General features: G+C 69.9%; 19 protein-coding genes. 15 read left to right on the forward strand and 4 right to left on the reverse strand.

Going from position 1 to position 24252, the window contains the following annotated elements:
• Positions 1-160: 160 nt before the first annotated feature.
• Both AB0B98_RS05530 and AB0B98_RS05535 read right to left on the reverse strand, forming a co-directional pair.
• The gene (locus AB0B98_RS05530) at positions 161-1384 is read right to left on the reverse strand and encodes an ice-binding family protein (protein ID WP_357361147.1); all 1224 of its coding nucleotides are present in this window, start codon (positions 1382-1384) and stop codon (positions 161-163) included.
• A gap of 240 nt (positions 1385-1624) precedes the next feature.
• The gene (locus tag AB0B98_RS05535) at positions 1625-2278 is read right to left on the reverse strand and encodes a methyltransferase domain-containing protein (RefSeq protein WP_357361148.1); all 654 of its coding nucleotides are present in this window, start codon (positions 2276-2278) and stop codon (positions 1625-1627) included.
• 117 nt (positions 2279-2395) lie between these two features.
• On the opposite strand from AB0B98_RS05535, the gene AB0B98_RS05540 reads away from it, so the two are divergent.
• Complete coding sequence (locus tag AB0B98_RS05540; RefSeq protein ID WP_357361149.1) at positions 2396-3151, forward strand: SDR family oxidoreductase; 756 nt, start codon at positions 2396-2398, stop codon at positions 3149-3151.
• 9 nt (positions 3152-3160) lie between these two features.
• Here the strand turns inward: AB0B98_RS05540 and AB0B98_RS05545 are convergent, their stop codons facing one another.
• Positions 3161-5392, reverse strand: a complete 2232-nt coding sequence (locus tag AB0B98_RS05545; protein WP_357361150.1) for a hypothetical protein — start codon at positions 5390-5392, stop codon at positions 3161-3163.
• A 134-nt stretch (positions 5393-5526) separates the two neighbouring features.
• A complete protein-coding gene (locus AB0B98_RS05550; RefSeq protein ID WP_357283182.1) occupies positions 5527-6498 on the reverse strand; it encodes an AraC family transcriptional regulator in 972 nt (323 codons plus the stop codon).
• 84 nt (positions 6499-6582) lie between these two features.
• Between AB0B98_RS05550 and AB0B98_RS05555 the strand changes: the two genes are divergently transcribed.
• The 14 genes from AB0B98_RS05555 to AB0B98_RS05620 all read left to right on the forward strand — a co-directional run bounded on the left by AB0B98_RS05555 (position 6583) and on the right by AB0B98_RS05620 (position 24115).
• The gene (locus tag AB0B98_RS05555) at positions 6583-7551 is read left to right on the forward strand and encodes an SDR family NAD(P)-dependent oxidoreductase (RefSeq protein ID WP_357361151.1); all 969 of its coding nucleotides are present in this window, start codon (positions 6583-6585) and stop codon (positions 7549-7551) included.
• Positions 7552-7608: 57 nt separating this feature from the next.
• On the forward strand, positions 7609-8787 hold the full coding sequence (locus AB0B98_RS05560; protein ID WP_357361152.1) for an FUSC family protein: 1179 nt from the start codon (positions 7609-7611) through the stop codon (positions 8785-8787).
• 60 nt (positions 8788-8847) lie between these two features.
• On the forward strand, positions 8848-9372 hold the full coding sequence (locus tag AB0B98_RS05565; protein ID WP_238669232.1) for a hypothetical protein: 525 nt from the start codon (positions 8848-8850) through the stop codon (positions 9370-9372).
• Between the two features lie 73 nt (positions 9373-9445).
• Positions 9446-10288: a DUF4097 family beta strand repeat-containing protein gene (locus AB0B98_RS05570; protein WP_238669233.1), complete on the forward strand. Its 843-nt coding sequence runs from the start codon at positions 9446-9448 to the stop codon at positions 10286-10288.
• A gap of 33 nt (positions 10289-10321) precedes the next feature.
• Positions 10322-11299: an ATP-binding cassette domain-containing protein gene (locus tag AB0B98_RS05575; protein ID WP_357361153.1), complete on the forward strand. Its 978-nt coding sequence runs from the start codon at positions 10322-10324 to the stop codon at positions 11297-11299.
• Positions 11296-12084, forward strand: a complete 789-nt coding sequence (locus AB0B98_RS05580) for an ABC transporter permease (RefSeq protein WP_238669235.1) — start codon at positions 11296-11298, stop codon at positions 12082-12084. Before AB0B98_RS05575 ends, AB0B98_RS05580 begins: the two co-directional genes overlap by 4 nt.
• Positions 12085-12852: 768 nt before the next feature.
• Positions 12853-14535 (forward strand): ribulokinase, encoded by a 1683-nt coding sequence (gene araB / locus AB0B98_RS05585; RefSeq protein ID WP_238669236.1) that lies wholly within the window; start codon positions 12853-12855, stop codon positions 14533-14535.
• Positions 14532-15224 (forward strand): L-ribulose-5-phosphate 4-epimerase, encoded by a 693-nt coding sequence (locus AB0B98_RS05590; RefSeq protein ID WP_238669237.1) that lies wholly within the window; start codon positions 14532-14534, stop codon positions 15222-15224. Before araB ends, AB0B98_RS05590 begins: the two co-directional genes overlap by 4 nt.
• A 138-nt stretch (positions 15225-15362) precedes the next feature.
• Positions 15363-16358, forward strand: coding sequence for an ABC transporter substrate-binding protein (locus AB0B98_RS05595; protein ID WP_357361395.1), 996 nt, complete (start codon positions 15363-15365; stop codon positions 16356-16358).
• Positions 16359-16545: 187 nt separating this feature from the next.
• Complete coding sequence (locus tag AB0B98_RS05600; RefSeq protein WP_357361154.1) at positions 16546-18087, forward strand: sugar ABC transporter ATP-binding protein; 1542 nt, start codon at positions 16546-16548, stop codon at positions 18085-18087.
• Complete coding sequence (locus tag AB0B98_RS05605) at positions 18084-19154, forward strand: ABC transporter permease (RefSeq protein ID WP_238669239.1); 1071 nt, start codon at positions 18084-18086, stop codon at positions 19152-19154. Before AB0B98_RS05600 ends, AB0B98_RS05605 begins: the two co-directional genes overlap by 4 nt.
• Positions 19151-20143 (forward strand): galactofuranose ABC transporter, permease protein YjfF, encoded by a 993-nt coding sequence (yjfF, locus tag AB0B98_RS05610; protein WP_238669240.1) that lies wholly within the window; start codon positions 19151-19153, stop codon positions 20141-20143. The genes AB0B98_RS05605 and yjfF overlap by 4 nt, the downstream gene beginning before the upstream one ends.
• Before the next feature lie 26 nt (positions 20144-20169).
• A complete protein-coding gene (gene araA, locus AB0B98_RS05615) occupies positions 20170-21672 on the forward strand; it encodes an L-arabinose isomerase (RefSeq protein WP_357361155.1) in 1503 nt (500 codons plus the stop codon).
• A gap of 337 nt (positions 21673-22009) precedes the next feature.
• Positions 22010-24115, forward strand: a complete 2106-nt coding sequence (locus AB0B98_RS05620) for a family 43 glycosylhydrolase (RefSeq protein WP_357361156.1) — start codon at positions 22010-22012, stop codon at positions 24113-24115.
• The last annotated feature ends 137 nt before the right edge of the window (positions 24116-24252 follow it).

Raw genomic sequence — 24252 nt, forward strand, 5'->3', positions numbered from 1 at the left:
CGACCAGCCCGGTGGAGAGCAGCCGGGCGGCGGTGGTCAGGAAGCCGGCAAGCAGGTTGACCGGCCCCACGTTGGCCACCAGCAGCAGCGTGGCTCCCGGTGGGGAGCGGGCCGACGACGTGACGTGGCCCGGCCGGGATCACACCGGCCGGGCCACCGATCAGGACTCCAGGCGTCGACGCCGGGCCAGGAAGAACGCGAACGCGCCCAGCACGACCATCACACTCCCGACGCCGGTCAGGGCCGGGACCGCACCGCTGCCGGTGACAGGCAGGATGGGTTGCTTGCCGCCGCCACCAGGTTGACCGGGTGCGCCAGGGCTGCCTGGTGCTCCAGGTGCTCCGGGGGGCCCGGACGGACCAGGTGCTCCGGGGCTGCCGGGCGCCCCAGGTGCTCCGGGGCTGCCGGGCGCTCCGGGCGCTCCCGGGCTACCTGGTGCGCCAGGCGCTCCCGGGCTGCCAGGCGCTCCCGGGCTGCCGGGCGCTCCCGGGCTACCGGGTGCGCCGGGGCTGCCAGGCGCTCCTGGACTGCCGGGTGCCCCTGGACTGCCAGGTGCCCCTGGACTGCCGGGTGCGCCAGGGCTACCGGACGGGCCGGGCGGACCGGTGGGCCCGGGCGGGCCGGTCGGTCCGGGCGGGCCCGTCGGCCCGGCGCAGATCGGCGCGGTGATGACGTTGGTGTCGAGGGTGACGGCGGCGGTGCGCGCCAGCGCGCGGCCCTGAAGGGTCGCGCCCGTGGCCATCGTGATCGCGGCCTGAGCCATGATGGTGCCCACGAAGGTGGTGCCGGTGCCGATCGTCGCCGAGCTGCCGATCTTCCAGAACACGTTGCAGGCCGAAGCCCCATTGATCAGGACCACGCTGCTGTTCGACGCCGTTGTCAGCGAGGAGTCGACCTGGAAGATGAACACGGCCGACGGGTCACCCTGGCCGTTGAGCGTCAACGGTCCGGTCAGTTGGGCGGCCCCGATCCGGTAGACCCCTTCGTTGAGCGTGTTGCCACCCAGCTCCGCCGGGAGGTTGGTGAACGGGGTCCGGCCGGCGGCGTCGTTGAAGGCGATGGTCAGGTCGCTCTGAGCCTGGAGCGCGACCGCGTCGCCGAGGTGTACCTCGCCGCCGATGGTCGCCGTACCGAAGCCGGCCGCGGTGTTTCCGGGGAACCGCCCGAGGCTCTGGGCCAGGAAGCTGGGACCGGTGTTGGTCGGCTCCGCTCCGGCCAGGACGGAGAAGTCGGCCGCCGTCCCCAGGTTGACCGGTGCCTCCTGCGCGTTGGCGGCGGTCGAGCTGAAGAGCAGCAGGCTGGCTGCAACTGTGGCGGCTGCGCCAGCCGCGAGCGACGGCAGGACGACCGGCCGCCGTAGCCAGTGTTTGGGTTTAGCTGTCACAGAACACCCTCCGTGGGTAACTACTCGCAGGAGACGTCCAGCGAGTGGCGTCCTGCGTGATACGGCCTGTATAGCGCCGAGAAGCGCGCTGATTACCACATCACGTCAGGTGTTCAAATAAGAGCAAAACGGGACAATAGCCGACGGGCATCTATCTGAATTGGACCGACCCTCGCGTTCGTGTTCGCCGCTTCCGTGACAGGCGGGCGGGTGCGCCCAGGCGGTCGAGCGAACCTCGGCCTACCGGCGGGTGGCCGGGACCGGCCTGATCGCGCGGCCGAGGACGCAGGGGGAGGAGGGGCTGTTACTGGTGGCCGGGAAACGGAACCTGCGCAGCTGCTCCACCTCGAAGCCGGCCGCGCCGATGGCGGCGACGGTGTCGCGGTTGGTGTGGCAGCCGGCGAACAGCTTCGGCCACAGCGTGGCGTCGAGGAGTCGTTGGGCGCGGTGCAGACCGGTGGCCTCCTCGGCGGCCACGTGCTCGAAGAACCGCACCTGGCCTGTGGGGCGCAGCACCCGGCTGATCTCGGCCAACGCGCTCGCCTGATCGGGCACTGTGCACAACACCAACGCGACCACCGCCGCGTCGAACTCGCCGTTCCCGACAGGCAGCGCCTCGGCCAGGCCGTCGACGACAGTGACCGGGACCGGCGCGCTCGACGCGGCGCGCTCGGCAGCGGCACGCAGACGCCGCTCCGGCTCGACCGCGAGGACCTGGGTCACCCCCGGCGGGTAGTGGGCGAACATCCGCCCGTTGCCCGCGCCGATCTCGATCACCCGGCCGGAGAGGCCGGCGACCAGGTCCCGCCGGAACGCCGCCGTGCCGGCACGGTCCATGGCGACGCTGAGCCGCTCGTAGACCCGGGCGAACACCGGGTGGGACACGGTGGTCACGTCGACCTCCTCATCTCCGTCGAGCTTTCTCCGGCATTGTCCTGCATCTGTGCACGCTTTCCGTCTTACTGGTTGGCAGCACGATTCAACCCAGTGCAGACAGGACGTGGTGCGACCATGAAGATCGTCGTCATCGGGGGCAGCGGCCTCATCGGTTCCAAGCTCGTGGATCGCCTCGCCGCCCAGGGCCACGAGGCGGTGCCGGCATCTCCGAAGACCGGCGTGAACACCCTGACCGGCGAGGGAGTTGCCGATGCGCTCACCGACGCCGAGGTCGTCGTCGACGTGTCGAACTCGCCGTCGTTCGAGGACGCCGCCGTACTGGAGTTCTTCGAGACCTCGACCCGGACGCTCCTCGCCGCCGCGTCGGACGCCGGGGTGAACCACTACGTGGCGCTCTCCATCGTGGGGTGCGACCGGATCCCGGACAGCGGGTACATGCGCGCGAAGGTCGCCCAGGAGAAGCTCATCGTCGCGTCCGGACTTCCGTACTCGGTGGTGCACGCCACCCAGTTCTTCGAGTTCCTTCAGGGCATCATCGACACCGCCACGGACGGCGACACCGTGCACCTCGCGCCGGTGCTCATCCAGCCGATGGCCGCTGACGACGTCGCGGCCACGGTCTGCGAGGTCGCGCTCGGCGCGCCGACGAACTCAGTGGTCGAGGTCGCCGGCCCGGAGCAGTTCCGCCTCGACGAACTGGGTCGATCCCTCCTCGCCGACACACAGGACCCTCGGTCGGTGGTGGCCGACCCCGACGCCCGGTACTTCGGCGCCAAGCTGGGCGAACGCTCGCTCGTCCCGGCCGACGATGCCCGCCTCGCCGGCACCGCCCTGGACGACTGGCGTACCCGGGCGGGCCGGGGGCACTGAGCCGGCCCGCTACCCCGGCGTCCCGGGCGGACCGACCCGTCCACCGAGGCGCCGCACCAACTCCTCTACCGCCTCGGTGAACGGCTCGTCGGACTCGCCCGGCCAGTGCCCGTGGATGGGTGGGGCGACGCTGTCCCCTGGGGGTGCCACCACGTCACAGGGGTCACGCTGTCGACGATCCACAGCGGCGGCCGGGTCGCCGGTGGTGGCCGGCTCGGGTGCGGAATGCGGCGAGAAGATCCAGCCACCGATGGGGTCGGTGTCGCGCCACAGGTTCACCCAGCGCCAACCCACCCGCCGGCCGATCTCGTACAGTGCCGCGTCGTCGACGTACGCGGGGAAGAGCCGTGCGTAGAGGCGGCGCAGCGGGGATCCGTGGGTGAGCAGGGCGATCCGGGCGCCGACCTGCGGTGGCAGTTGGAGCACCGTGGCGGCGAGCAGAACCGAGCCGTGGCTGTGCCCGGTGAGCAGCACCGCGTCGCCGCGCTCGACGAGGTAGGTGATTCGGCGGGCCAGTTCCGGCACGGCCCGTTCCGAGTAGCAGGGCGGCGCGAACGGGTGGGCGGCCCGGGGCCAGAAGGTGCCGAGGTCCCAGAGGACGCCGACGTGTCGGCGGTACGGCTCGGTCCGGTACGCGAAGATTCCACCGATGATCAGACCGAGGATGATCGCCGCGATCACCCAGCTACCGAACGCGATGCTGAACGTGACCGCCGCCGCCGGCAACCCGATGTTCGGCTCGATGAGGTCGCCCGGGAGGTGCGCGAGCAGGCCGATCGTGGTGGTGGCCGTGCCGAGTCCGGCGAGGCAGCTGTAGACCACTGCCAACGGCATCAGCTTCTCGGTGAAGCGAGCCCGGGCTATCGCGTCTCGGACCTGCCCCAGTCGGGGTCCTGCGCCGGCCGGCGGGTTGGGGAAGTCGCGCGCGACGATCGCCGCCGCGGCCCGGCGTCGACTCCGGCGGGAGAGCAGGATGACGAGACCGGCGACGATCGCGGTGCCCAACAATGCGCGGAAGAAGCCGTGGATCGCCCAGGTGTAGGCCGCAGGTGGTCCGGTGGCGATGCCCTCCTCGGTCGGCACGTCGCGATCCAGGAAGTCCGCCACCCGGTAGACCAGCTCGGCGGAGTACGCCACCGCAATGCTGATCCCGGTGGCGACGACAACGAGAGCGCCCAGCCCGAACAGCGGGGTGGCGCCGCGTTCCCGGCGCCGGTGCCAGAGCAGCACCACGCCCAGGGCGGCCAACAGTGTCGTCTGAGCTGCGAACAGACCGGTCAGGGTCCGGTCGTAGCCGGGAAGCCCGTGCTGCTGCGACCACGGCCGTGAACTGGTCGGCACGTGTGCCACGACGACCACGGTCAGGATGATGGCAGCGTTCCGGAGGGTGCCGGTGATCCGGTCGAGCCGCCGGTCGCCGGGGGACCGGTCCATCAGCGGTGGTGTGCAGAGCAGCCCCACGCACCCCGTCAGGATCACCCCCGTGATCGCCGTCAGCGCGAGCGTGGCCGCTGACGCGTCGTTCGCGCCCTGGGCCAGGAGCAGGACGAGGTCCAGCGTCGCGAACGCCGCGGCGACGTGGATGGCGCGTAACCGCCCCACCAGCGGCTCGGCGTCCCACTGGCCGACGGTGCCGAGCCGGGGCGCGGCGCTGCCCTGGTCGGGTGCGCGAAACGCCTCGAAGGTCCGCCCCGGACGGCAGCTGACCCGCCAGATCAGGCCGATCGCGGCGACCGGGACCAGCGCGAGCACCGCCAACCGCAGGCCGACCGGCCGCCCACTCAGCCAGGACAACCAACTGCGTCCGGCGTGGCAGTCCGGCGAGGCCAGGCACTGCCAACCGACGAGATCCAGGGCGACACCGGCGACGGCGAGCACGTAGAGCACGGTGAGCGTGAGCGCCAGCACCCGGCACAGGGACTTGACCGCCGCCTCCGACCCGGGGTTCGCCGGGCGCATCCAGATCGCGACGTTGACCAGCATGAAGGGGAGCAGGAACACCACCGCCAGGGTGCGGGCCACGGTTCCGGAGGGCAGATCACCCCAGCGGTACGCCTCAAGCGTCACACCGTGCGCGCCGGTGCTGTCCGAGTACGGGGGGCGCGGCCGGTAGAACCCGCCACTGCGGTCACCGGCGACCTGCCCGATCTGTTGCAGGTCCAGCACCTGTGCGGCGCTCGCGCCGGAGACCCCGTGCACCCGCAGCTCCACGACGTTGCCGGAGTCGTCCGGCCCGCTCAACCGCGCTGATCCATCCGACGTCCCCCCGAGGCGTCTCGCAGCCCTCGTCCCGCGATCCGGCCCGACGTCACGCTCGGGGCTGCAGAGCCGGGTCTACCCGATCCGGCTGCCCTCAATCTCGGCCGGGTGGGGCGCTACCGCCCAAGCCGTGCTCGACCGGCGGTCACTGTCGGTTCGGGTACGTCGTTCCGGCCCGCCTTCGCCAGCTCGGTGCGGTAGGCGCGTGGCGAGAGGCCGGTGGTGCGCTTGAAGGCCACGCTGAGCGCGCTCTCCGAGCCGTACCCGACGGCCTGGGCGATGGTGGCGACAGTGTCGGAGCTGTGCCGGATGCGGTCGGCCGCGAGTTCGATCCGCCACCCGGTCAGATACTCCAGTGGGCCCACCCCGACGACCCTCTTGAATCGGGCCGCCAGCGTCGACCGGGAGACGGTGGCCGCGCGGGCGACCTCGTCCACCGTCCACCCGTGCGCGGGTCGCGCGTGCATCACGCGTAGCGCGGGGGCGACAACCGGGTCGGTGAGGCCGGCCAGCCACCCGGTGGTGGGCTGTTCGTCGCGGGCCAGGTGCAGCCGCAGGACTCGGATCAGCAGGACCAGCGCCAGGTGCTCGGCGACGAGGTGGGAGCCGAGTCGCGTGGACCGCAGTTCCTCGTCGATCTCGCCGAGGGCCCACCGGACGGTACCGGCCTCCGGGGTGTCGGCGGGGACGTGGATGACCGGCGGGAGGTTGTCCAGCAGGAGGCTGCGCGCCCGTCCGCCCAGGGTGAAGGCACCGCCAATGAGGAACACGTCGTCACCGTCGCCGACGTGCGCCACACCGTCGGTGGCGGCGGCGAAGATCGGGTACGCGGGCTGGACCGGCACATCGGGGTCGCTGAAGAGGGTGTAGGCCGCCGGTCGGGTCAGCAGGAAGCAGTCGCCCGTACCGAGGTTGATCGGCTCGGCGTGGCCGTCGACCCGTAGCGAGCATCGGCCCCGCCGGACGGCGTTGAACTTGGCCCCGGCGGGAGGGTCGAAACCCACGGCCCAGCGTCCGCCCCCGACCAGGCCGGCGGAGACGTGGCTCGTCGCGCCGAGCAGGGCCAGCACATCCTCCAGCGGATCCATCCCCACCTTTTCTGGACGCTCACGAAAGTATGAAGGACCCCAGACTATAGGCAGTCCGGTCCGAGCGTTCGTAGCCTGGGTTTCATGACAGCGAACGCACGCCTCACCACCCCGTTCAACGCCCGCACCACCGCCGCCGAGGTCCTCGACGGTGTCGACCTCACCGGACGCCGGATGATCGTCACCGGGGGTGCCTCCGGCATCGGCGTGGAGACGGTGCGCGCGCTGGCCGGGGCCGGCGCCGAGGTCACCATCGCGACCCGGAATCCGCGGGCGGCCGACCGGCTCGCCGAGGAGTTCGCCACCGGTGCCAGACCTGGCACGGTCCGGTCGTCCGCCCTCGATCTCTCCGACCTGGCGTCGGTCGACGCCTTCGTCGCGGCCTGGCAGGGCCCGCTCGACGTGCTGGTGGCCAACGCCGGAATCATGGCGATCCCGACCCGCCAACTGACCGCCGTGGGCTGGGAACTCCAGCTCGCGACGAACCACCTCGGCCACTTCGCGCTGGCCCGGGGCCTGCACGACAGCCTGCGGGCCGCCCACGCGGCCCGGGTCGTGATGGTCAGCTCCGGGGCACACCTTGCCGCGCCGTTCGACTTCGACGACCCGCAGTTCGAGCGGCGCCCCTACGACCCGTGGTCGGCCTACGGCCAGTCGAAGACCGCGGAGGTCCTGCTCGCGGTCGGCATCACCCGCCAGTGGGAGAGGGACGGGATCACCGCGAACGCCCTCAACCCCGGGTACATCTTCACCAACCTCCAGCGCCACATCGACGACGACACGATGCGCGCGATGGGCGCGATGGACGAAGCGGGCAACCTCATCGAGGCGGAGTACTACAAGAAGCCCGACCAGGGCGCGTCGACCACAGTGCTGCTCGCCGGCTCACCCCTGCTCGACGGCGTCGGCGGCCGGTACTTCGACGACAACCAGGAGGCCGAGGTCATTCCCGGTGGCCCCGACGCCACCGGCGGAGTCGCCGCCCACGCGCTGGACCCGGCTGCGGCCGACCGGCTCTGGGCGTACGCCGAGAAGACCCTCGCCTCGCGCTGAGGACGGCCGGGCCGTGCCGGCGATGATTGATCCGGTCGTGGCGGGGTAGGTGCCGCCATGGTCGCTGCCGGTCGGCGCGGAGCGGACGCGGGCCCGTCGACCGTCGCCCGGTGGGGGGACCGCTTGGTGGTCGCGTTGCGCGACCGGATCCGTCGGGTCCGAACCATCGGCGGCCTCGCCCTACAGGCCGGCCTGGCCGCGGCGTTGTCCTGGCTGGTGGCGCATTCGCTGCTGCATGTGTCGCAGCCGGTCTTCGCGCCGATCTCCGCCGTCTCGACCCTCGCCGCGTCAGTCGGCCAGCGGTTGCGTCGCACCGTCGAGCTGATCATCGGTGTCACCGTCGGGGTGCTGATCGGCGACCTGCTCCTCCTGGTGATCGGCACCGGGTGGTGGCAACTCGCCCTGATCGTCGTGCTGGCCATCGTCGTCGCGCTCTTCCTCGCGGGTAGCGCGGCGGTGGTCATCCAGGCGGGAGCGACGGCGGTGCTCATCGCCACGCTCAGCCCGACCGTCCGGGACCTGGAGATCCCCCGGTTCGTGGACGCGCTCGTCGGGGGAGGGGTGGCGCTGCTGGTCACCGCCGTGTTGCTGCCGTTGAACCCGCTGCGGGTGCTCAACCGGGCCGCGCGGCCGGCGTTGGATCTCCTCGCGACCCAGCTCGACGCCACCGCCGAGGCACTGACCGAGCGGGATGCCGCTCGGGCCCGTGCGGCCCGGGGTGAGCTGCGGCAGAGCGCGGGCCGGTTGAAGGCGTTCGTCGAGGCAACCCAGGGCGCCCGGGAGGCGAGCACCCTGTCACCCGTGTACTGGCATCAACGGCGTGGGCCGGTGGGCCGCTACGCGCAGGCGGCGGAGCCGATCGACCGGGCGGTGCGCAACAGCGGCACCCTGATCCGACGGTCGGTGTCGCTCATCGAGGACGGCGAGCCGGTGCCGGAGTCGTTGCCGACGGCGGTGGCCGATCTCGCCGAGGCGGTCCGCCTGCTCAAGCGGCAGTTCGCCGCCGGCGCCGAGCCGAACCGGGCCCGGGAGCAGGCGCTGCGGGCGGTCCGGACGGCTGGGCACGCCTATCGGGACGGCGTCGGCTTCTCCGGCGCGGTGGTGGTGGCACAGGTCCGGACGACAGTCAGTGACCTCCTGGTCGCCACCGGGCTGAGCCAGGAGGACGCGAATCATCTGGTCCGGAGGCTCTTCGGCGACCTGTCAGAGTCGGCTGACCCCGGCGGAGCCAGGTAGCGGCATCTTCCTGAGCCACGTCTGTTGCATTGTGAGCCAAAGTGGTGCCATCATGGTGCCATGGAACTGAGGTCATACGTCGAGAACCTGCGTGACGAGTTCGCCGTGGCCGCTGAGGGCGTGGACCCGGAGGCCCGGGCGCTGGCCGAGCGACTCTTCGCGCAGTTGGAGGCGGCCACCCGTCTCACCCTGCTCGAAGCGCTCTCCGACGCGGCCGACGAGATCACCCGTGACCTCGCGCCGGGTTCGGTGCACGTCCGGTTGCGCGGGCGCGAGCCCGACTTCGTGGTGACGCCGGCCAGCCCGCCGGTCGAGGTGGCGAGTGAGCCCAGTGGCCCGCCACCGCTGTCGGTGCCGGTGACCGCGCCCGACGGTGACGACGGCGGCACCTCGCGGATCAACCTGCGGCTCCCCGACCACCTGAAGGCCAGCGTCGAGGACGCCGCCGGCCGCGCCGGGCTGTCGGTCAACGCCTGGCTCGTGCGCGCCGTCGCCGGTGCCATCGGGACGGGCGACACGCAGCGCCGTCCATCCCGCCGGGTGGAGCCGATCTCCGGCCAGCACTTCACCGGCTGGGCCCGCTAACTCCCCGTACCCCTTCCACCACCACGCCGCTGACCAGCGGCGACCTCCGCCGACCACCTTTCGGGAGACCACCATGCCTGTTTTCGAGACGCCAGAACCGATTTCCGTCCAGATCGAGCTGCCGATCGGCGATGCCTGGATCGCCGCGAGCGACCGCACCGACACCGTGGTGACGGTGCGGCCCCGCGACCCGTCGAGCAAGGCCGACGTGAGCGCCGCCGAACAGAGCACAGTCGAGTTCGCCGCCGGACGACTGGTGATCCGGGTGCCGAAGAGCTGGCGCCGCTACGCGTTCGGCCCCGGGCCGTCGGTCGACGTCCAGATCGAGGTGCCGACCGGGTCACGGGTGTACGCCGAGGCGGCGTGGGCGGCGTTCCGCTGCGAGGGTCGGCTCGGCGAGTGCCGGATCAAGACCGGCAGCGGCATCCGACTCGACGAGACCGGGCCGTTGGAGATCGACAGCAGCCACGGCGAGGTTGCTGTCGAGCGTGTACTGGGCTCCGCCCGGGTGAAGGCCTCGTCCGGCAAGGTGCGCATCGGCGCGGTCGACGGCACCGCCGAGATCAAGAACTCGTCCGGCGACTGCTGGATCGGCCGCAGCGGTGGCGACGTCCGGATCAACACTGCCTACGGCGACATCACGGTGGACGCCTCGCAGGCTTCGGTGACGGCGCGCACCGCCTACGGCAACCTTCGGCTGGGTGAGGTCACCCGCGGCGCTGTCGACGCACAGACCTCCTACGGCGCGATCGAGGTCGGCATCCGTCGCGGGACCGCCGCCTGGCTCGACGTCAGTTCCAAGCACGGCCGCGTGCACAACGCGCTGGAGTCGACCGACAGCCCGGCGCAGACCGACGAGACGGTCGAGGTCCGGGCGAACACCTCCTACGGCGACATCATGATCCGCCGCGCCTGACCCACCGCCCCGCCGACCACAGAGGAGGAGACCATGACCAGCTCCATGAACCCCGCGATCGTCGCCACCGACCTGCGCAAGTCCTACGGCGACAAGGTCGTGCTGAACGGCATCGACCTGATGATCACCGAGGGCACCATCTTCGCGCTGCTCGGTCCGAACGGCGCCGGCAAGACCACCACAGTGCAGATCCTCTCCACCCTGATCGACGCCGACGGCGGTGACGCCCGCGTCTTCGGCCACGACCTGACCCGGGAACCCGACGCGGTACGCGCGCTGATCGGCGTCACCGGCCAGTTCTCCGCCGTCGACAGCCTGCTCACCGGTCGGGAGAACCTGACCCTGATGGCCGACCTGTGTCACCTGGAGAGGGCCGCCGGTCGGCGGCGGATCGCCGACCTGCTCGACCAGTTCGACCTGACCGACGCGGCGGGCAAGCCGGTGTCCACGTACTCCGGCGGCATGCGTCGTCGGCTCGACCTCGCGATGACCCTGGTCGGCGAGCCCCGCGTCATCTTCCTCGACGAACCGACAACCGGCCTCGACCCGCGCAGCCGCCGGGCAATGTGGCACATCATCCGCGCGCTCGCCGCCGAGGGCGTGACCATCCTGCTCACCACGCAGTACCTGGAGGAGGCCGACCAGCTCGCCGACCGGGTGGCGTTCCTCGACCACGGCCGGTTGATCGCCGAGGGCACGCCGCGCGAACTCAAGCGGCTCATCCCGGGCGGCCACGTCGTCCTGCAGTTCGCCGACCAGGAGGGTCTCGACTCGGCGGCCCGGACGTTCGAGGCCGCCACCCGGGACGACGCGGCGCTCACCCTCCAGGTGCCGAATGACGGCGGGGTCGGGTCGCTGCGATCCCTGCTCGACCAGCTCGACCGCGCCTCGATCAGCGTGGCGGGCCTCTCCGTGCACACCCCCGACCTCGACGACGTCTTCCTCACCCTCACCGGTCAGCCCGACACCCGGGCCAACCGACCCGACCACGAAAGGGCTCCCGCGCGATGAGCACCCTCTCCCTCGCCGTCCGCGACTCGAGCACCATGCTGCGGCGCAACCTGCTGCACATGCGGCGGTACCCGTCGATGACGTTCCTGCTCATCGGCATCCCGATCATCATCCTGCTGCTCTTCGTCTACGTCTTCGGCGGCACGCTCGGCGCCGGCCTCGGCCCGTCCGGCGACCGTTCCCAGTACGCCAACTACGTCACCCCCGGCATCCTGCTCATCACAGTGGTCAGCGCCGCGCAGGGCACCGCCATCTCGGTCGCGATGGACATGACCGAGGGGATCATCGCCCGGTTCCGCACGATGTCGATCTTTCGACCGTCGGTCCTGACCGGTCACGTGCTGGGCAGCCTGGTCCAGACCATGCTCAGCCTCGCGGCCGTCACCGTCGTGGCGCTGCTGGTGGGGTTCCGGCCCACTGCCAACCCTGTCGAATGGCTCGCCGCGATCGGCGTCCTCGCCATGATCACCTTTGCGCTGACCTGGCTGTCCGTCGCCCTCGGTCTGGTCAGTGACAGTGTCGAGACGGCCAGCAACCTGCCCATGCCGCTGATCCTCCTGCCGTTCCTCGGCAGCGGGTTCGTCCCCACCGACTCCATGCCGACCGCCGTACGGGTGTTCGCCGACTACCAGCCCTTCACGCCCGTCATGGAGACCCTTCGCGGCCTGCTCCTGGGTACCGGGATCGGCGCCAACGGGATCATCACGGTCGCCTGGTGCGCCGTCATCACGGTGGGCTGCTTCCTGTGGGCCAAGGCCCTGTACAACCGCAACCGGACGGCCTGATCCGACCGGCGCGTCTCGTCACCACCGCAACGGAGAGCCGGCGGCTCGGCCCACAGGGGTCGGGCCGCCGGCTCGTGGCGTCGTGCGACCGGCGGCGAGAGCGTGTGATCGGGCGGCGGGGTCGGTGGCGCGGGCGCGTGGTGGGGCGGCGGGGTCGGTGGCGCGGGCGCGTGGTCGACTCGGATTTCGTGAAGTCGGCCGATCACTCCGCCGCGGACCCCGCGACTCCGGCGCGCACTAGTAGATCTTGCCTTCGGGGCCGCGCGACGCCCCGTTGGACGCACGGGTCGACCGGGCGGCGCGGGCACACCAAGACGTTGAATGTTATCGATAACACAGGGCTGCCGCCCGGCTTCACGCCGGGTGTGTCGCCCCTCCGGCGCGCCCAGTCAGGAGCGCGCATGGTCGTCGATGGCAGCCTGGCCGATTCGAGCACGCGACCGCGACGGCACGGGAATGTTATCGCTGCCATCATCGGCGGGGGAGAAGTGGTCGCTATCGGACGGCGTTGTCGCAATGTGCGGCGCACTGGACCTGTCGCACCCGCCGGTCGACGGGTCTCCGGGTGGCACTCGTACCCGACTCGGGCCCCATTCGTCGGATGGTTACCGCAGTTGAGTGCGGAATGTCGAGGTTTGCACCGGTCCGCTACCTACCCTCCCGAGTCCGTGCGCCTTTCGCGTTCCGTTACGGAGCTGTTGCGGGTAGATGTCTTGACGAGCCTGGATGTGAGCGTTAACACTATCCCCGTTAACGGTGGAGGTGAACATGAACCGTGTGGACGGAGCTGACGACCGCTACGTCGTCGGTGTCGATTACGGCACCCTGTCCGGGCGAGCTCTGGTGGTCCGTGTCGGCGATGGTGCCGAGTTGGGGACCGCGGTGCACGAGTACGGCGATGGCGTTATCAGCACGGCGCTTCCGGGAGGTCGAACGCTGCCCCCGGACTGGGCCCTGCAGAACCCGCAGGACTACCGCGACGTTCTGCGCTACGCCGTCCCGGCGGCGGTGTCCGCCGCGGGGGTGGACCCGGCGGCGGTGGTCGGCATAGGCATCGACTTCACCGCCTGCACCGTGCTGCCGACGCTCGCCGATGGCACCCCGCTGTGCGAGACCCCCGAGCTGCGCGACCGACCGCACGCCTGGGTCAAGCTGTGGAAGCATCACGCCGCGCAGCCGCACGCCGACCGGATCAACGCGCTCGCCCATGAGCGGGCCGAGCCGTGGATCGGCCGGTACGGCGGCAAGATCTCCGCCGAGTGGCAGTACGCCAAGGGCCTGCAGATCCTGGAGGAGGACCCGGAGGTCTACGACCGGGCCGAGCGCTTCATCGAAGCGGCCGACTGGATCGTCTGGCAGCTCTGCGGCACCGAGACCCGCAACGTCTGCACGGCCGGCTACAAGGGCATCCTGCAGGACGGTCAGTACCCCTCCAAGGGCTTCCTGACCGCGCTCAACCCCAACTTCGGCGACTTCGTGGCCAAGCTGGACGGCCCGTTGCTGCCCCTCGGGGCCAGGGCCGGCGCGCTCACCGCCCAGGCCGCCGCCTGGACCGGCCTGCCGGAGGGGATCGCGGTGGCCGTCGGCAACGTCGACGCGCACGTCACCGCGGCGTCCGCGCAGGCGGTGCAGCCCGGTCGGCTGGTCGCCATCATGGGCACCTCGACCTGCCACGTCGTCAACGGCGCGGAGGTCGCCGAGGTGGCCGGCATGTGCGGTGTGGTGGATGGCGGCATCAGCCCCGGCGCGTGGGGTTACGAGGCTGGGCAGAGCGGTGTCGGCGACATCTTCGGCTGGTTCGTCGAGCACGCCGCCCCGGCCGGCGTCGACTCGCACGAGCGCCTCACCGAGCTGGCCGCGAGTCAGCCCGTCGGCGCGCACGGCCTGATCGCCTTGGACTGGTGGAACGGCAACCGTTCCCTGCTTGTCAACCACGACCTCAGCGGGATGATCGTCGGCATGACCCTGGCCACCCGGCCAGCGGACATCTACCGGGCCCTGCTGGAGTCCACCGCGTACGGCACCCGGATGATCATCGAGGCGTTCGTCGACGCCGGAGTTCCGGTGAACGACCTGGTGATCGCCGGTGGTCTGACCAACAACGCGCTGCTGATGCAGATCTACGCCGACGTGACCAGGCGACCGCTGAACATCATCGCCTCGGCGCAGGGGCCGGCGCTCGGCTCGGCGATCCACGCCGCCGTCGCCGCCGGTGAGTTCCCCTCGATCCACGAGGCGTCGCAGGCCATGGGTCGGGTGCACGAGGCCGTCTACCGTCCGGACCCCGAGCGGGCCAGCGCCTACGACGCCCTCTACGCCGAGTACCGGGCGCTGCACGACCACTTCGGACGTGGCGGCAACGACGTCATGCTCCGACTGCGGGCGATCCGCAACGCGGCGGTCGAGACCGCCGCGACCCCGCACGAGGCCCCGCTGGAGGTGGTGGCGTGAACGCCGAGGTGACCCGACAGATCGCCGAGCTGCGCGAGACCGTCGCCCGCCTGCACGCTGAGCTGACCCGGTACAACCTGGTCGCCTGGACGTCCGGCAACGTCTCCGCGCGGGTCCCCGGCCAGGACCTGATGGTGATCAAGCCGAGTGGGGTGAGCTACGACGACCTCACCGCGGCCACCATGGTGGTGTGCGACCTCGACGGTGTTCTCGTCGAGGGCGACTTCGCCCCGTCCAGCGACACCGCCGCCCACGCCTACGTCTACCGGGCCATGCCCGAGGTCGGTGGGGTAGTGCACACGCACAGCTCGTACGCGACCGCCTGGGCCGCGTGTGGGGAGTCGATCCCCTGCCACCTCACCGCCCAGGCCGACGAGTTCGGTGGGGAGATCCCGATCGGGCCGTTCGCGCTGATCGGTGGTGACGACATCGGCAAGGGCATCGTCGCCACGCTCTCCGGGCACCGCTCGCCAGCGGTGCTGATGCGCAACCACGGCGTGTTCACCATCGGCCGCGACGCCCGCGCGGCGGTCAAGGCGGCGGTCATGTGCGAGGACGTGGCCCGTACCGCGCACCTGGCCCACACCCTCGGGCAGCCGGTTCCGATGGCGCAGGCCGACATCGACTCGCTCTACGACCGCTACCAGAACGTCTACGGCCAGCAACCAGTCGCACCGACGGGCTCCTGACCCTGCACCGATAACCCGGGACCCGTCGGTCTGCACCACGACGCACCAGCACGCACCACCCGCGTACGCCGCTCTTTCGCACCTCGGCGGTTGGCGCGGTTACCCACCACATCCAGCCAAGGAGATTCGATGGGAAAGATGCGAACGCAGTCCGCTCCGTGGCGCGCTGCCGCGGTCCTCGCCAGCGTGCTGCTGGTCGGCGGCGTGGCGGCCTGCGGCAATAGCGACACCGGCGGCGGCGGCACCAAGGACGACGGCAAGATCACGATGGGCTTCTCCCAGGTCGGTGCGGAGAGCGGGTGGCGTACCGCGAACACCATCTCGATCAAGGAGGCCGCCACGGCAGCCGGAATCGAGCTGAAGTTCGACGACGCGCAGCAGAAGCAGGAAAACCAGATCAAGGCGATCCGCAACTACATCCAGCAGAAGGTCGACGTGATCGCCTTCTCGCCGGTGGTGGAGTCCGGGTGGGACACCGTGCTCAAGGAGGCCAAGGACGCCGGCATCCCGGTCATCCTGACCGACCGCTCGGTGGACTCGGCCGACAAGTCGCTGTACAAGACCTTCCTCGGCTCGGACTTCGTCAAGGAGGGCCGGCTCGCCGGTGAGTGGCTGGTCGAGCAGAAGAAGACCGCCTCGGGCCCGGTGAACATCGTCGAGCTGCAGGGCAGCACGGGCGCGGCACCCGCGAACGACCGTAAGAAGGGCTTCGCCGAGGCGATCGCCGCCAACCCGAACCTGAAGGTCATCGCCTCCCAGACGGGCGACTTCACCCGGGCCGGTGGCAAGCAGGTCATGGAGCAGTTCCTCAAGGCCAACCCGAAGATCGACGTGCTGTTCGCGCACAACGACGACATGGGTCTGGGCGCGCTTGAGGCGATCACCGCCGCCGGCAAGGTGCCCGGCAAGGACATCACCATCATCACGATCGACGCTGTCAAGGACGGCATGCAGGCTCTCGCCGACGGGAAGTTCAACTTCATCGCGGAGTGCAGCCCGCTGCTCGGCCCGCAGCTGATGGACCTGGCCAAGAAGGTCAAGGCCGGCCAGGAGGTGCCTACTCGGATCGAGACCGAGGAGACCACCTTCACGTCCGAGCAGGCCAAGGAAGCTCTGCCCAACCGTAAGTACTGATCGACGACGGGGCCGCCGCGTTCGCGTGGCGGCCCCGCCGCGTCGCTTCCCTACCCGAAACGGACCGGGCTTGGCCCGCGACGACCCCCGTACCACGCCCGCCTGAGCGCCCCCAGGGGCGACCGGGCGGGCGTGGCGGGAGCGTAGCGGCCCTTCCGTGTCGACAACCCAGAAGAGGTCTGATGGGATGACGGATAGCCGTCCGGTCCTGACGATGACCGGGATCAGCAAGTCCTTCCCCGGGGTGCGTGCACTCCACGACGTCAACTTCCGGCTCTTCCCCGGCGAGGTGCACGCCCTGATGGGCGAGAACGGCGCCGGCAAGTCCACCCTCATCAAGGTGCTCACCGGCGTCTACGACACCGACCAGGGCGCGATCACCCTCGACGGCGAGCCCGTGTCGTTCACCGGGCCGATGCAGGCGACCGCCGCCGGTGTGAGCACCGTTTACCAGGAAGTCAACCTCTGCACCAACCTCTCGGTGGCGGAGAACATCTTCATCGGCCGTGAGCCCCGGGTCTTCGGCGCCGTCCGTTGGGGTGAGGTTCGCCGCCGCGCCCGAGCCCTGCTGGCCAGCCTCGACCTCGACCTCGACGTCAGCGCGCCACTCGGCTCGTACTCGCTGGCGATCCAGCAGATGGTCGCCATCGCCCGCGCCATCGACATCAAGGCTCGGGTGCTGATCCTGGACGAACCGACGTCCAGCCTCGACGCCGGTGAGGTGGCGCAGCTGTTCCGCATCATGCGGCAACTGCGCGACGAGGGCATCGCGATCCTGTTCGTGACCCACTTCCTCGACCAGGTCTACGAGATCTCCGACCGGATCACGGTGCTGCGCAACGGCGGGCTCGTCGGCGAGTACCTCACCACCGAGCTGCCCCAGCTCTCCCTGGTCGAGAAGATGATCGGCAAGGAGCTCGACGTCCTGGAGGGCATCGAGGAGCACTCCCGGCGGGACCTGGCCGCGTTGGAGGAGGGCACCCCCCTGGTGGCGGTGTCGAACTTCGGTCGGGCGGGTGCTGTCGAGCCGTTCAGCCTCACCATCCACGCCGGCGAGGTGGTGGGCCTGGCCGGCCTGCTGGGCTCGGGGCGTACCGAGGTCGCGCGGTTGTTGTTCGGTGCCGACCGCACCGACGGCGGTCAGGTGGCGATCGACGGCACGGCGAGCAGCCTGCGCACCCCCGCGCAGGCCATCGACCACGGCGTGGGCTTCTGTTCGGAGAACCGCCGGGCCGAGGGGATCGTCGCGGACCTGTCGGTCCGCGAGAACATGATCCTCGCCATGCAGGCGGCCCGCGGCTGGCTGCGGCCCATTCCGCGTCGCCGCCAGGACGAGCTGGTCGACAAGTACGTCAAGGCCCTCAACATCCGGCCCGCCGACCCGGAGGTGCCGGTACGCAACCTCTCCGGCGGTAACCAGCAGAAGGTGCTGCTGGCCCGGTGGCTGATCACCGAGCCGCGGCTGCTGATCCTCGACGAGCCGACCCGGGGCATCGACATCGGGGCGAAGACCGAGATCCAGAAGCTCGTGACGCAGCTGTCCGACGGGGGAATGGCGGTGCTGTTCATCTCCGCCGAGCTGGAGGAGGTGCTGCGCCTCAGCCACAAGGTGGCAGTCATGCGGGACCGGCAGATGGTCGCGCAGCTCGCCAACGACGAGAGCCTGGACGCCGACCGCGTCATGCAGACCATCGCCAGCGGATCCCACCGGGAGGAGGCAGACCGATGAACGACACCATGAGCCGCTATCGGACGATGATCGGTCACCGGCTGTTCTGGCCCGCCGCCGTGCTGTTCGTCATGCTCGCCGCCAACACGATCTACCGGCCCGGCTTCCTGTCCATCGAGCTCAAGGACGGGCACCTGTACGGCACGCCGATCGACATCCTGCGGCTGAGCGCACCGCTGATCCTCGTCGCGCTGGGCATGACCCTGGTCATCTCCACCGGCGGCATCGACCTGTCGGTGGGCTCGCTCTGCGCGATCAGCGGCGCGATCGCCTGCATGTACATCAGCAAGCAGCCCGACCAGAACAGCCTTGGCGTGGTGGTGACCGCCCTCGCGATGGCGATGGGTGTCTCGCTGGTGCTCGGCGCCTGGAACGGGGTGCTGGTGGCCGTCATCGGGATCCAACCGATCATCGCCACCCTGATCCTGATGGTCGCCGGCCGGGGTCTCGCCCAGCTGATCACCGAGGGTCAGATCATCACCATCAACTCCGAGCCGTACCGGGCGATCGGCCTGGGCCACGCGTTGACACTGCCGCTGGCCATCTTCATCGCGCTCGCCGCGGCCCTGCTGGTCGCCGCGTTCACCCGTCGCACCGCACTCGGCATGATCATCGAGTCGGTGGGTGGCAACGCCATGGCCAGCCGGCTCGCCGGCATCCGGTCCGGTCGGGTCATCTTCCTCGCGTACGTGATCAGCGCCGCCTGTGCCGCGGTCGCCGGTTTCATGATGACTGCCAACGTCTCCAGCGCCGACGGCAACGCCGCCGGCCTCTGGGTCGAGTTGGACGCGATCCTCGCTGTCGTCATCGGCGGTACGTCCCTCGCGGGCGGCCGGTTCTTCCTGAGTGGCACGATCATCGGCGCGCTGATCATCCAGACCCTGACCACCACTGTGTACGCCATGGACATCTCGCCGCAGACCTCGCTGCTGTTCAAGGCGGTCGTCGTCATCGCCGTCTGCCTCATCCAGGCGCCGGCCTTCCGGGCCCGGTTCAGCCGGCGTAGGCGCAACGTCCCGCCGCCCGCCACCATCGCCGACAAGCCGAAGGAGCAGGTGCCGGCATGACCACTGGAACGCTTACCGCCGCCGGTCGGACCCGGTTCCGGCTGCCGAGGAAGCAGATACCGGTCCTGGCGACGCTCGCCCTGCTGCTGGTGATGTACGGCATCGGCGTCTCGCAGTACACGGCGTTCTCCAACGTCCAGGTCATCTTCAACGTCTTCATCGACAACGGCTTCCTGCTCGTCGTCGCGGTGGGCATGACCTTCGTGATCCTCACCGGTGGCATCGACCTGTCGGTCGGTTCGGTGGTCGCCATGACGGCGATGGTGTCGGCAGCGCTGCTGCAGGACGGCATGCCGGCGGCGCTGGTGCTGGTCATCGCCCTGCTCATCGGTCCGACGCTCGGCCTGTTGATGGGCTGCGTCATCCACTTCTTCGAGATCCAGCCGTTCATCGTCACGCTCGCCGGGATGTTCTTCGCCCGGGGCATGTGCACCTTCATCTCCGGCGCGTCGATCCCGATCACCGACGGGTTCTGGACCTCGATGTCGCAGGAGCGGATCGGGGACCCCCGGGGCAACTTCGTGTCGATCAGCGTGCTGATCGCCTTCGTGGTGGTCGTCATCGCCGCGTACACGCTGGCCTACACCCGGCTGGGCCGCAACGTGTACGCCATCGGCGGCAACCCGCAGTCGGCGCTGCTGATGGGCCTGCCGGTGGGGCGGACCCGGATCGCCGTCTACACGATCAGTGGTCTGTGCTCGGCCATCGGCGGGATCCTGCTGTCCTTCTACACTCTCTCCGGCGCGCCGCTGATCGCCGTGGGGATGGAGCTGGACGTCATTGCCGCCGTCGTCATCGGTGGCACGGTGCTCACCGGCGGCGCGGGTTACGTCTTCGGCACGGTGCTGGGCGTGCTGGTCCTCGGCGTGATCCAGACCCTCATCACCTTCGACGGGAGTCTCAACTCCTGGTGGACCAAGATCGTGATTGGTGGTCTGCTCTTCGCGTTCATCCTCCTTCAACGCCTCATCGGAATCCGTTACAAGTGACCGCCCCTCTCGCGGAAGGCAACTCCATGGCACCACACACCGAACCCGAGATCTGGTTCCTCACCGGCAGCCAAGGCATGTACGGCGAGGAGACGCTCCGCCAGGTGGCCGAGCAGTCTCGCCAGATCGCGGCAGCGCTCGACGACTCGCCGCAGATTCCCGCCCGCGTGGTCTGGAAGCCCGTCCTGACCAACAGCGGTGAGATTCTGCAGGTCTGCCGGGACGCCGCCGCTCAGGGTGCCGTCGGGGTCATCGCCTGGATGCACACGTTCTCGCCGGCCAAGATGTGGATCTCCGGTCTGGACGCGTTGCAGACACCGCTGCTGCACCTGCACACCCAGGCCAACGTTCTGCTGCCGTGGAACGACATCGACATGGACTTCATGAACCTGAACCAGGCCGCCCACGGCGACCGTGAGTTCGGGTACATCCAGACCCGTCTCGGTGTGGCCCGTAAGACGGTGGCCGGGCACGTCAGCGACCCGCGGGTGACCACTCGGATCGGGGCCTGGGCCCGCGCCGCGACGGGCTGGTCGGCGATGCGGTCGCTGCGTCTGGCCCGCTTCGGTGACAATATGCGCGACGTCGCGGTCACCGAGGGCGACAAGGTCGAGGCCGAGCTGCGGTTCGGGGTCTCGGTCAACACCTACGGCGTCAACGACCTGGTCGAGGTGGTCGGCGAGGTCACCGACGCGCAGGTGGACGACCTGGTCAAGGAGTACGAGGACACCTACCGCATCGTCGGCGAGCTGCTGCCCGGCGGGGAGCAGCACGACTCGCTGCGGTACGCCGCGCGTGTCGAGTTGGGCATGCGCGCCTTCCTGGACGCGGGCGGCTTCCGGGCCTTCACGACGAACTTCGAGGACCTCGGCGGGCTGCGTCAGCTGCCGGGCATCGCCGTGCAGCGGTTGATGGCGGACGGCTACGGCTTCGGCGGTGAGGGCGACTGGAAGACCTCGGTCCTGGTTCGCACCCTCAAGGCGATGTCGGTGGGCGTGAGCGGCGGCACGTCGTTCATGGAGGACTACACCTACGACCTCACCCCGGGCAACGAGCTGGTGCTCGGTGCCCACATGCTGGAGGTCTGCCCGACGATCGCCTCCGACGTGCCCAACGTGGAGATCCATCCGCTGAGCATCGGTGGCCGTGAGGACCCGGTCCGGCTGGTGTTCGACGCCGCACCCGGGCCGGCCGTGGTGCTCGGGTTGTCCGACATGGGGGAGCGGTTCCGGCTGGTGGCCAACGAGATCGACGTGGTGGCGCCGCCGCAGCCGCTGCGCCGGTTGCCGGTTGCCCGTGCCGTCTGGCGTCCGCGTCCCGACCTGCCGGTCTCGGCCGAGGCGTGGATCACCGCGGGCGCGCCGCACCACACAGTGCTGTCACAGGCGGTGGGCGTGGAGGAGCTGCACGACCTGGCGGAGATGAGCCGCACCGAGCTCGTCGTCATCGACGCCGCCACGGAGCCCCGCCGTTTCGCCGACGAGCTGCGCTGGAACCAGGCCTACTACCGGCTGGCCCGCGGCTTCTGATTCGCGCGGTCGGATCGTCCGGAAACGGGTGGTCCACCCCTGCCTGCGGGCGGGGGTGGACCACCCGTTCGCGTGTGCGCCAGCCGGGCCACGAGGCGGTTGTGTTACGCCTTGACTAACAGCATGTTATCGCTCACAGTCTATAACCAAGATGGTCGATGTCGTTGGCTGGTCCGGCCGCGCGCGCGTCCTACCCCGCGGTTTCGGCACCTCGTCGCCGCGACGGTCGGGCGATCGGTGTTAGCGATCACATGGCCGGGCGTGGTCAGCTCGGTGCCCCGCCCGGTGCCGCGGACGCCGACCCAGACCGCACGGTTCGCGTCAGCAGAGGAGGATCATGCTTTCCATCGGTCGGGTTCCCCGGGGTGCGCCACGACGGCGCGGGTGGCTGTCGAGACTCGCCGTCGCCGCGATGGTGCTGGTGGTCGGTGGCGCGGCTGTGGCCGTCGCCTCGTCGCCCGCGTCAGCGGCCACCGTCGACACCAACGCCTGGTACGTGTTGGTGAACCGCAACAGTGGCAAGGCCGTGGACGTGTACAACCTGGCCACGAACGACGGTGCGCGGATCACCCAGTGGACGCGCAACAACGGTAACCAGCAGCAGTGGCAGTTCGTGGACTCCGGAGGCGGCTACTACCGACTCAAGTCGAGGTTGTCGGGCAAGGTGCTGGACGTCTCCGGCCGCTCGACCGCCAACGGTGCCAGCGTCGTGCAGTGGAGCGACAACAACGGCACCAACCAGCAGTTCCGGCTGGCCGACTCGGACGGCGGCTACGTCCGGTTGATCAACCGCAACAGCAACAAGGCGATGGAGGTGCAGGGCGCCTCGACCGCCGACGGTGGCAACATCGTGCAGTACGACGACTGGAACGGCACCAACCAGCAGTGGCAGCTCGCTCGCATCGACGGCGGGACCGACCCCACGACGCCACCCCCGTCGAACGGCACGTACTCGAACCCGGTGGTCTGGCAGGACTTTGCCGACGTCGACATCATCCGGGTGGACAACGCCTACTACATGTCGGCGTCCACAATGCACTACTCGCCCGGCGCGCCGGTCCTGCGCTCGTACGACCTGGTCAACTGGGAGTTCGCCGGTCACTCCGTGCCCAAGCTCGACTTCGGGTCGAAGTACGACATGAGCGGTGGTAACGCCTACGTCGATGGCATCTGGGCGTCGACGTTGAACTACCGGCCGAGCAACCGGACCTACTACTGGGCCGGGTGCATCGACTTCGCGCAGACCCACATCTACACGGCGTCCGCCGTCGACGGCACCTGGAGCAAGCACACCACCATCCCCAACTGCTACTACGACGCCGGGATGCTGATCGACGACAACGACACCATGTACGTGGCGTACGGCAACGGCACGATCAGCGTGGCGCAGCTGTCCGCCGACGGGAAGTCCCAGGTCCGCGCCCAGCAGGTGTACCAGACGCCGTCGAGCATCGGGACGCTGGAGGGCGCGCGTTTCTACAAGCGCAACGGCGCCTACTACATCTGGCTCACCCGCCCGGCCAACGGCCAGTACGTGCTCAAGTCGACGAACGGCCCGTTCGGCCCGTACGAGCAGCGGCAGGTGCTGCTCAACCTACCCGGCCCGATCTCCGGTGGCGGTGTGCCGCACCAGGGTGGGCTTGTGCAGACCCAGAACGGCGACTGGTACTACATGTCCTTCGTCGACGCGTACCCCGGTGGTCGGATGCCGGCCATGGCACCGATCACCTGGACCGGCGACGGCTGGCCCGTGCTGCAGACGGTGAACGGCACCTGGGGCAGCTCGTACCCGAAGCCGAACCTGCCCGCGCCGCCCCGCGCCGTCAAGCCACTCACCGGCACCGACACGTTCGCCGGCACCACGCTCGGACCGCAGTGGGAGTGGAACCACAACCCGGACAACAGCAAGTGGTCGGTGAACAACGGGCTGAACCTGCAGACCGCCACCGTCACCAACGACCTGTACAAGGCGCGCAACACGCTGACCCACCGCATCCAGGGCCCCACCTCGACCGCGACGATCGAGTTGGACTACTCCACGATGCGCGACGGTGATCGCACCGGCCTGGCGGTGCTGCGTAACTCGTCGGCCTGGATCGGAGTCCGACGGGACAACGGGTCCACCCGGCTGGTCATGCAGAACGGGCTGACGATGGACGGCAGCTGGAACACCACAAGCACCGGCAGCGAGGTGGCGAGCACCGCCGTCTCCGGTGGCCGGATCTGGTTGCGGGCCAACGCCGACATCAGACCCGGGTCCGGTCGGCAGGCCCGTTTCTCGTACAGCACCGACGGGGTGAACTTCACCTCGTTCGGCAACGCCCTGACGCTGGCGAACAACTGGCAGTTCTTCATGGGCTACCGGTTCGCCATCTTCAACCACGCGACGCAGTCGCTCGGTGGCGCCGTCACAGTGCGGCAGTTCAGCCTGACCACACCGTGACTCCGGTCACACGACGATCGCTCTGACCGGTGGCGCTGGCGACGCAGCCCTGGCGGCATGTGAGGTCCGCGCCACCGCGTCAGTTCCCCGCCGGCCTGTTCCACGCTCTGTCAAGGAGCGAGGGCAGGCCGGCGTAC

This window comes from Micromonospora sp. NPDC048947, assembly GCF_040649495.1.
GTDB classification, from domain to species: domain Bacteria; phylum Actinomycetota; class Actinomycetes; order Mycobacteriales; family Micromonosporaceae; genus Micromonospora; species Micromonospora alfalfae.

Bases quoted from the DNA above. Each gene is read 5' to 3' on its own strand.
- AB0B98_RS05560 (WP_357361152.1), top strand. From the start codon at position 7,609: ATGGTCGCTGCCGGTCGGCGCGGAGCGGACGCGGGCCCGTCGACCGTC.
- AB0B98_RS05550 (WP_357283182.1), bottom strand. From the start codon at position 6,498: ATGGATCCGCTGGAGGATGTGCTGGCCCTGCTCGGCGCGACGAGCCAC.
- AB0B98_RS05600 (WP_357361154.1), top strand. From the start codon at position 16,546: ATGACGGATAGCCGTCCGGTCCTGACGATGACCGGGATCAGCAAGTCC.
- AB0B98_RS05540 (WP_357361149.1), top strand. From the start codon at position 2,396: ATGAAGATCGTCGTCATCGGGGGCAGCGGCCTCATCGGTTCCAAGCTC.
- AB0B98_RS05565 (WP_238669232.1), top strand. From the start codon at position 8,848: ATGGAACTGAGGTCATACGTCGAGAACCTGCGTGACGAGTTCGCCGTG.
- yjfF (WP_238669240.1), top strand. From the start codon at position 19,151: ATGACCACTGGAACGCTTACCGCCGCCGGTCGGACCCGGTTCCGGCTG.
- AB0B98_RS05605 (WP_238669239.1), top strand. From the start codon at position 18,084: ATGAACGACACCATGAGCCGCTATCGGACGATGATCGGTCACCGGCTG.
- AB0B98_RS05575 (WP_357361153.1), top strand. From the start codon at position 10,322: ATGACCAGCTCCATGAACCCCGCGATCGTCGCCACCGACCTGCGCAAG.
- AB0B98_RS05555 (WP_357361151.1), top strand. From the start codon at position 6,583: ATGACAGCGAACGCACGCCTCACCACCCCGTTCAACGCCCGCACCACC.
- AB0B98_RS05570 (WP_238669233.1), top strand. From the start codon at position 9,446: ATGCCTGTTTTCGAGACGCCAGAACCGATTTCCGTCCAGATCGAGCTG.
- AB0B98_RS05580 (WP_238669235.1), top strand. From the start codon at position 11,296: ATGAGCACCCTCTCCCTCGCCGTCCGCGACTCGAGCACCATGCTGCGG.
- AB0B98_RS05620 (WP_357361156.1), top strand. From the start codon at position 22,010: ATGCTTTCCATCGGTCGGGTTCCCCGGGGTGCGCCACGACGGCGCGGG.
- araB (WP_238669236.1), top strand. From the start codon at position 12,853: ATGAACCGTGTGGACGGAGCTGACGACCGCTACGTCGTCGGTGTCGAT.
- AB0B98_RS05595 (WP_357361395.1), top strand. From the start codon at position 15,363: ATGCGAACGCAGTCCGCTCCGTGGCGCGCTGCCGCGGTCCTCGCCAGC.
- araA (WP_357361155.1), top strand. From the start codon at position 20,170: ATGGCACCACACACCGAACCCGAGATCTGGTTCCTCACCGGCAGCCAA.